We start from the raw sequence: 7,292 nt of genomic DNA, 5'->3' as shown, positions 1-7,292 counted from the left end.
CGAAACGCCGCGAGCCGACCTCCGAACCTCACCACGTTTCGTCTCGCTCGGCTCCGCCGGGCTCGCTCAACGACCGAAGGCCCGCCGGTCGTTGAGCGAAGACGACGAAGTCGACTGAGACGAAACGCCGCGAGCCGACCTCCGAACCTCACCACGTTTCGTCTCGCTCGGCTCCGCCGGGCTCGCTCAACGACCGAGGGCCTGCCGTTCGTTGAGCGAAGACGACGAAGTCGACTGAGACGAAACGCCGCGAGCCGACCTCCGAACCTCACCACGTTTCGTCTCGCTCGGCTCCGCCGGGCTCGCTCAACGACCCGGAAAGGTCACCGCTCCGCCGGGCTCGCTCAACGCCCCGGGGCGCGTCGCCTCAGAGCGAGCGGGAGAAGTAGTAGGCCTTCTCGCCGGTGTCGGGGTCGCCGTTGGTGAAACCGTGCCGCTCATAGAAGCGCATCGTGTCGGCATCCGACTCGTCGACGTTGATCTCGATCTCCGAGACGCCCAGTTCTCGACAGATCTCGACCATTCGCAGCAGGATCGCACTGCCGATCCCGCTGCCCCGCAGCTCGGGCACGACGTACATCTCGTCGAGCAGCGCGACCGGTCCGTCGAACCAGACGTTCGGCCGCAGGGTCACGAGCGCGACGCCGGTCGCCGGCTCACCGCCGACGACGGCGAACGTCGAAGGCCCGGCGAGCAGAGTTCGCAGCCGCTCCGCGAGGACTGCGACTCCGGGGGTCTCGGTGTCGAACTCCGTGTTGAAGGCGTGGAGGAGTTCGGCGATGCGCTCGGCATCCGAGGGATCGGCCCGGCGGATGCGGGGAGTGCGGGTCATGTGGGATGCCGTTCCTGTGTCGTGGTGCGTTTCGTCTCGGGCCGCTTCGCGGGCCTCGCTCAACGACCGAGGTGGGCCGGCGAGATCCCGGTCGTTGAGCGAAGACGACGAAGTCGACTGAGACGAAACGTCGTGAGCCAATCTCGGAACGTCACCACGTTTCGACTCGGGCCGCTTCGCGGGCCTCGCTCGACGAGCGGGGCACGGTCACGCGTTGTCCGACTCCGCCTTGCGCGATCCCGCCTCCAGCACGTCGCCGGCGGGCAGCTCCTGGTGTCCGCCGAACTGCAGGCGCATCGCCGACAGCACCTGGTTGGCGAAGTGGTCTTCACCGCGCGAGGCGAAGCGTTCGAACAGCGACGCGGCGAGCACCGGCACCGGCACGCCCACGTCGACCGCGGCCTTGACCGTCCAGCGCCCCTCGCCCGAGTCGGACACCCGACCGGCCAGCCCGTCGAGCTGCGGGTTCTCGGCCAGCGCGGCGGCAGTCAGATCGAGCAGCCACGACGAGATCACCGACCCGCGGCGCCACAGCTCGGCGACCTTCGAGGTGTCGATCGGGAACTGGTAGAACTCGGGCTCTTCGAGCGGGGCGATCTCGGCCGAGTGCTCGGCTTCGCGCACCCCGGCATCCGCGTTGTGCAGCAGGTTGAGGCCCTCGGCGATCGACGCCATGATGCCGTACTCGATGCCGTTGTGCACCATCTTGACGAAATGTCCGGCGCCCGAGGGGCCGCAGTGCAGATACCCCTGCTCCTCGGCGGTGAGCTCACCGGTGCGACCGGGCGTGCGCTCGATCTCGCCGACGCCCGGAGCGATCGTCTTCAGCACCGGCTCGATGCGCTGCACGGCCTCATCGGGCCCTCCGACCATCAGGCAGTAGCCGCGGTCGAGTCCGAAGACTCCGCCGCTCGTGCCGACGTCGACGTAGTGGATGCCGCGCTCGCGGAAGGCTTTCGCCCGCCGCACATCGTCGCGGTAGTTCGAGTTGCCGCCGTCGATGAGGATGTCGCCCTCGTCGAGCACGTCGGCGACCTGGTCGGCGACCGATCCGGTGAGGGATGCAGGAACCATCATCCACACGGCCCGCGGCGCCTCGAGCTTCGACGCGAGGTCGGCCATGCTGTCGGCGCCGACCGCTCCCTCTGCGACGAGCGCCTGCACAGCATCCGCATTCACGTCGTAGACCACGCACTCGTGCCCCGCCCGCATGAGGCGGCGCACGATGTTGGCGCCCATCCGGCCGAGTCCGATCATCGCCAGCTGCATGAGATTCCCTTCGTCCCCGCCCCCGGTGAGCCGAGTCGGGGCAATCCTGACACGGGTGCGGAGGCGGCTCAATGGTGTGGTGCGTGTGCGAGTGGGCACAGCTGCGGAGTCGACGCCCGACAGGCCGGTGGATGCCGGTGCGCTCACGGCGTTTCCCGTCCGACATCCGAACCGGTGCACGGGCCGAGGGCACCCCGACGGATGAAAGACTTTCCCTATGACTTCCGGCACGTTCGATCAGATCACCGAAGACGACCTGCGCCATGCGGGCAGCCTGAAATGGACGACGTTCCCCGACATGATCGGCGCGTTCGTGGCCGAGATGGACTTCGGACTCGCGCCTGCCGTCAACGCCGCGGTGAAGGATGCGCTCGACCTGGGCGTCACCGGCTACCTGCCCGAGAAGCTCGCGAAGGATCTCTCCGACGCGGCGTCGCGCTGGTACGCCGACTCGTACGCGTGGGAGGTCCCCGCCGACCGCATCCACCACGTGCCCGATGTGATCGCCGCGTTCGAGCTGGCGATCGAGCACTTCACGACCCCGGGATCGGCCGTGATCGTGCCCACGCCCGCGTACATGCCGTTCCTCATCGTGCCGCCGATGCACGGCCGCCGAGTGATCGAGGTGCCGAGCATCGAGGTCGACGGACGCTGGGTCATGGACCTGGATGCCGTCGCGCAGGCGTTCCGCGACGGCGGCGAGATGCTGGTTCTCTGCAACCCGCACAACCCTCTCGGCACGGTGGCGACCCGCGACGAGCTGCTCGCGATCGCCTCGGTCGTGACGGATGCCGGGGGCCGCGTGTTCTCCGACGAGATCCACGCGCCGATCGTCTACGCGCCGGCGAAGCACATCCCCTACGCCTCGGTGTCGGATGCCGCCGCCGCGCACACGCTCACCGCGACGTCGGCCTCGAAGGCGTGGAACCTCGCCGGCCTCAAGTGCGCGCAGGTCATCCTGTCGAACGACGCCGACGCCGAGCTGTGGGAAGGCCTCGGGTTCTGGGCGGGACACGGCACCTCGACCCTCGGCGTCATCGCGAACACCGCGGCCTACACGGGCGGACGCGAGTGGCTCGACGGGGTCGTCGACTACCTCGACGGCAACCGGCGGACGCTCGCACAGCTCGTCGACGAGAAGCTGCCCGGCGTGCGGATGATCGTGCCCGAGGGCAGCTACATCGCCCTCCTCGACTTCCGTGAGACCGGCCTGACGGGCGATCTCGGCGAGTGGTTCCGCGAGCATGCCGGCGTCGCGATGACCGACGGCGCCGCATGCGGCGAGGCCGCGATCGGGTACACCCGCTTCGTGTTCGCGCTGCCCCGACCGGTGATGGTCGAGGCGGTCGAGCGCATCGCCCGTGCACTCGACGAGCGGAACGCGGCGGGCGCTCCGGCCGCATAGCCACCGCATCCCGGCTCTCGGGCGGGGTGGGCGCACGACTCAGCCGACAGCGGCGCCTTCGCGTGCGAACCACGCGGCGCAGAGCCCGGACTCGCCGGCATCCCTGCGTACAGGGTCGTCCCAGGGCACCGGCGCGGGAGCTTCCCATTCGGAGAACTGCTCCGGCCGCTCGGCCTTCGCCGCGTTGAGCTGCGAGAGCAGGGCGTCTGCGTGCTTTACGTCGTCTGCGTCGACGGAATCCCATGCCGAGAGCAGAATGACGCACCCCCACCAGGAGTAAGCGACGTCCTCTCCCCACGAGGTGCTCATCGCGAAGCCCGTCTGCGGAGCCTGTGCAGGGAACTCGTTCCCCTCGGGCATCTCGTAGGGGACTGAAGCGATCGCATCGCTCCAGCGGGAGTCGCGATACTCCCAGGTCGCGGAGCCATCTGCGGTCGGAGTCGGCGTGGCGACGGCCGTCGCGGGGGCCGGAGTCGATGGCAGCGGTGACTCCTCCTGCTCGGCCGCGGTGCATCCTGCCACCGCGGCCGCCAGGGTCAGGGCGAGCACGGAGACAGAGACTCGGTGACGGAGGGAACGGTGCATGCTTCGATACTGGCAGGGCATCGTCGGGCGGCTGGCAGCGCCGTGCCTTCACCGGCTCACGCGGTGACCCCGAGGGCCACCCGCAGGTCGTCACGTGAGATATGTCCGGCATCGCGGCCGATGATGACGGATGTCGATATTCACCGATCAGCGGTGTTCGTGTGCACCCGCGGGCGCGGGGGACGGCGACGGCTCGGTGTCCGGCCTGGGGTCGCTGGTCCGCCCGACGAGCATCCGCACGACCGTGCCGACGATGCCGATCACCAGCGCCGCGACCACCGGCAGTACGCCGTCTTCGGCGAGAAGCGCCGGGAAGATCCGCACCGCAGCCGTGGCCATCTCGGCGAAGTCGCCCAGGATCACGCGGGATCCGAGCGCGTACAGCATCGACATCAGCACGGCCGGCAGCAGCCACAGCACGAGCAGCGACACGACCCAGACGAGGAGTCGCCGCAGCGGGCGCACCCCGCACCAGACGAGCGCCAGACCGACGACGATCGCCGGAACCCACTGCACCACCGCGGGCAGGAACACCGGAGGGAAGACCTCGCCCGTGAACGCGAGGAACCAGCGTCCGACCCACTCTCCGAACGGCACCGCGGCGAGCGCGACGCCGAATGCGGCGATGCCGTCGGATCGGTGCAATGTCATCCAGAACGCGAGCTGTGCCAGCAGGGTCGCCGCGATCGCCCCGCCGAGGAGCCCGACGAGGTAGACGACCGCCTGGATGTCGGAGCCGAGGGCGAGTCCGGTCGCCGTCATGCCGAAGCTCTCGACGATCGCGAGCGCATGCACCGCCAGCACACCGAGCGCGGCGGGCCAGACGGCGAGCGCGCGGCGCCGGGCGACGAGGCGCACCGCGAGGCCGGCGAACACCCCGCCGAGCAGCACGATCGCGAACAGGACGATGACGTAGTACTGGCTGACCGGCAGGAGCACGAGTGGCATCGCGTCGGGCATCGTCGCGATCACCCAGAGGTTCTGCAGCGGCAGGCGGGCACCACCGAGGATCCACGGCAGGAGGCCCAGGATGCCGCCGCCGACCCCGATGAGGAACGGCAGAAGGCGAGCGGGCGGCGTCGCCGCGTGGGCGGCGGTGGCGGCAGTCATGACAGACACGCTGGCACAGGATGCTCCGATCCGCGGCGAACGGGGTGGCTCGTGTCGTGGCGGAGTCGTGCGCGCCGCTGCCGCGACCGTGCGGGGCCGAAAACGCACCGCCCCGGGCGTGCGGGGTCAGAAGAGCCCCGCCGACGGCCGGATGCGGTGGTCCATCGACCCCGCACGGATGATCCACCGCGCGCCGCGGCGACTGAATCGTTACTTGTCCGGTGCGTCTCGTAACCGATATACAGGTCGAGGCGCTCTGGGGGCGCCGGCGATTCGTCGCCTCATCGTCGAGGGGAACCTTCATGTCTCAGCCGCCTGCCGCGTGGCATCCCGATCCCGAGAACCCGAACCAGCTGCGCTGGTGGGACGGCCATCAGTGGAGCGCGGCGACCGCCCCGTCGCCCGCCGCCGCCGCGACCTCGCAGCGGCAGCAGCCCGTCGAGGCGCCCGCGCCCTCTCCCGCGCCGCGTCGCAGCGGATGGCGCATCGCCGGCATCGTCGCCGGGTCGCTCGTGGCCGGCGGCATCCTCGCGCGATACGCACCCGTCGTGATGATCTTCGCGATCGTCGCCGCGGTCATCGTGGCGCTGTTCGTGCTGCTGGTGCGCCCCGCCCCGGCGCTCGGACTGCGGTCGCGCCCCTCGGGACTCGTCGCTCTCGGCGTCGCCGCACTGCTCGTGACCGGCGGCGGCATCGCGAGCGCCAGCACGGGCACGGCGACGCCGACGGCATCCGAGCCGCAGACCTTCGCGACCGTGCCGACCGCGTCGGCGACCCCGCAGGCGGAAGCGTCTCCGACGCCGACCCCCGTTCCGACGACGATCCAGACGGCCACCGAAGAGGTGCTCGTGCCGTTCGAGGCCACGACGACCGAAGATCCGAACCTCGACCAGGGCGTGACGGCACTGGTCACCGCGGGCGTCGACGGGCTGAAGGTCATCACCTACCGCGTGACGGTGGTGGACGGTGTGGAGACGGCCCGCGAGATCGTCAGCGAGATCGTGCAGACCGCACCGGTGAACGAGGTGACCGCGATCGGAAGCAAGGCGCCTGCACCTGCTCCCGCGCCCGCCCCGGTGGCCGAGGCCGCCCCGGTTCCGGCGGCTCCCGTGCCGCTGGTCCCGCAGGGCGGTGGCTGCGACCCGAACTATGCGGATGCCTGTGTGCCGATCGCGAGCGACGTCGACTGCGCCGGCGGCAGCGGTGACGGCCCCGCCTATGTGCAGGGTCCGGTGCGGATCGTCGGGTCGGACATCTACGACCTCGACCGTGACGGAGACGGCATCGCCTGCGACAAGTGATCCACGGCGGGCGTCACCTCGGCGCGGGACTCTGTGCGCGCCCGAGCGGTGCGACCCGATGACCGATGTCGCCTCGTGGGGTGCCGCCGTGCATGCGTCGCCAGTCGAGAAGTACCCGAGCGAACCGCGTCGGATCTTCGAGATGCAGGTAGTGCCCGTGCCCATCCCAGAGGTTCGAGGCAGACCCTGGCGGAGTCACGAGCGAAGCCTCTCGCCGCATGCTGTCGTGCGTGGAGTGCAACGACAGCACCGGCTTCCGACGCGATCTCGCCGCGCCCTGGGTAGCGGGACTCAACCCGATGGCATCCGGATCGACGTACTCAGACCTCAGGTATGACGCGATCACCGCCGGGGTGGTCTCGTTCACGTCAGCCAGCACCCGTCGCGCAGCATCCGGCGGCATCCCTCGTGTCGCCAAGGCGAAGAACTTCGACACCCTCGGCAGTCCGTCGCGCTCGATCGCCGCCGCCCATCTGGCCATCTGCGATCGCGATGCCGGATCCCCCGCGTACGCCGCGTCGATCACCACCTCGCTCTGCACGAGGTCGGGCATGAGACCGTGAGCGAGAAGAGTGACCTGCGCCCCCATCGAGTGCCCGACCAGCACAGCAGGGCACGGCAGTCCTTCGAGCACCTCGACCACAGTCCGTACCGCGTGACCGATCGTCGCGGGCCCCGATGCTCCGCCCGGTGAACCGGGAAGCGGGACGGCGACCGCATCCCACCGCTGCGGATCGAGTGCGTCCTGCACAGGCCGCCAGCTCTCGGCCGACCCTGCCCAGCCGTGCAC

General features: G+C 70.0%; 7 protein-coding genes. 2 read left to right on the top strand and 5 right to left on the bottom strand.

Annotated elements, in window-relative coordinates; all coding sequences use genetic code 11:
• Positions 1-367: 367 nt before the first annotated feature.
• Both HWD99_RS08640 and gnd read right to left on the bottom strand, forming a co-directional pair.
• Positions 368-832, bottom strand: coding sequence for a GNAT family N-acetyltransferase (locus tag HWD99_RS08640; RefSeq protein ID WP_241795824.1), 465 nt, complete (start codon positions 830-832; stop codon positions 368-370).
• 207 nt (positions 833-1,039) lie between these two features.
• Positions 1,040-2,101 (bottom strand): phosphogluconate dehydrogenase (NAD(+)-dependent, decarboxylating), encoded by a 1,062-nt coding sequence (gene gnd, locus HWD99_RS08635; RefSeq protein WP_241795823.1) that lies wholly within the window; start codon positions 2,099-2,101, stop codon positions 1,040-1,042.
• 217 nt (positions 2,102-2,318) lie between these two features.
• On the opposite strand from gnd, the gene HWD99_RS08630 reads away from it, so the two are divergent.
• Entirely contained in the window at positions 2,319-3,506 is a 1,188-nt protein-coding gene (locus tag HWD99_RS08630; protein WP_241795822.1) for a MalY/PatB family protein, read from the top strand.
• A gap of 39 nt (positions 3,507-3,545) precedes the next feature.
• On the opposite strand, the gene HWD99_RS08625 is transcribed toward HWD99_RS08630, so the two are convergent.
• Complete coding sequence (locus HWD99_RS08625) at positions 3,546-4,091, bottom strand: hypothetical protein (RefSeq protein WP_241795821.1); 546 nt, start codon at positions 4,089-4,091, stop codon at positions 3,546-3,548.
• A gap of 147 nt (positions 4,092-4,238) precedes the next feature.
• Complete coding sequence (locus HWD99_RS08620) at positions 4,239-5,201, bottom strand: hypothetical protein (RefSeq protein WP_241795820.1); 963 nt, start codon at positions 5,199-5,201, stop codon at positions 4,239-4,241.
• A 302-nt stretch (positions 5,202-5,503) separates the two neighbouring features.
• Between HWD99_RS08620 and HWD99_RS08615 the strand changes: the two genes are divergently transcribed.
• A complete protein-coding gene (locus HWD99_RS08615) occupies positions 5,504-6,502 on the top strand; it encodes a G5 domain-containing protein (protein WP_241795819.1) in 999 nt (332 codons plus the stop codon).
• Between the two features lie 13 nt (positions 6,503-6,515).
• On the opposite strand, the gene HWD99_RS18765 is transcribed toward HWD99_RS08615, so the two are convergent.
• Positions 6,516-7,253 (bottom strand): alpha/beta fold hydrolase, encoded by a 738-nt coding sequence (locus HWD99_RS18765; RefSeq protein WP_374205457.1) that lies wholly within the window; start codon positions 7,251-7,253, stop codon positions 6,516-6,518.
• Between the last annotated feature and the right edge of the window lie 39 nt (positions 7,254-7,292).

Source organism: Microbacterium sp. C5A9, from assembly GCF_022627955.1.
In the GTDB taxonomy this organism is placed as follows: Bacteria; Actinomycetota; Actinomycetes; order Actinomycetales; family Microbacteriaceae; genus Microbacterium.
This window is presented reverse-complemented; position numbering and strand designations above follow the sequence as displayed.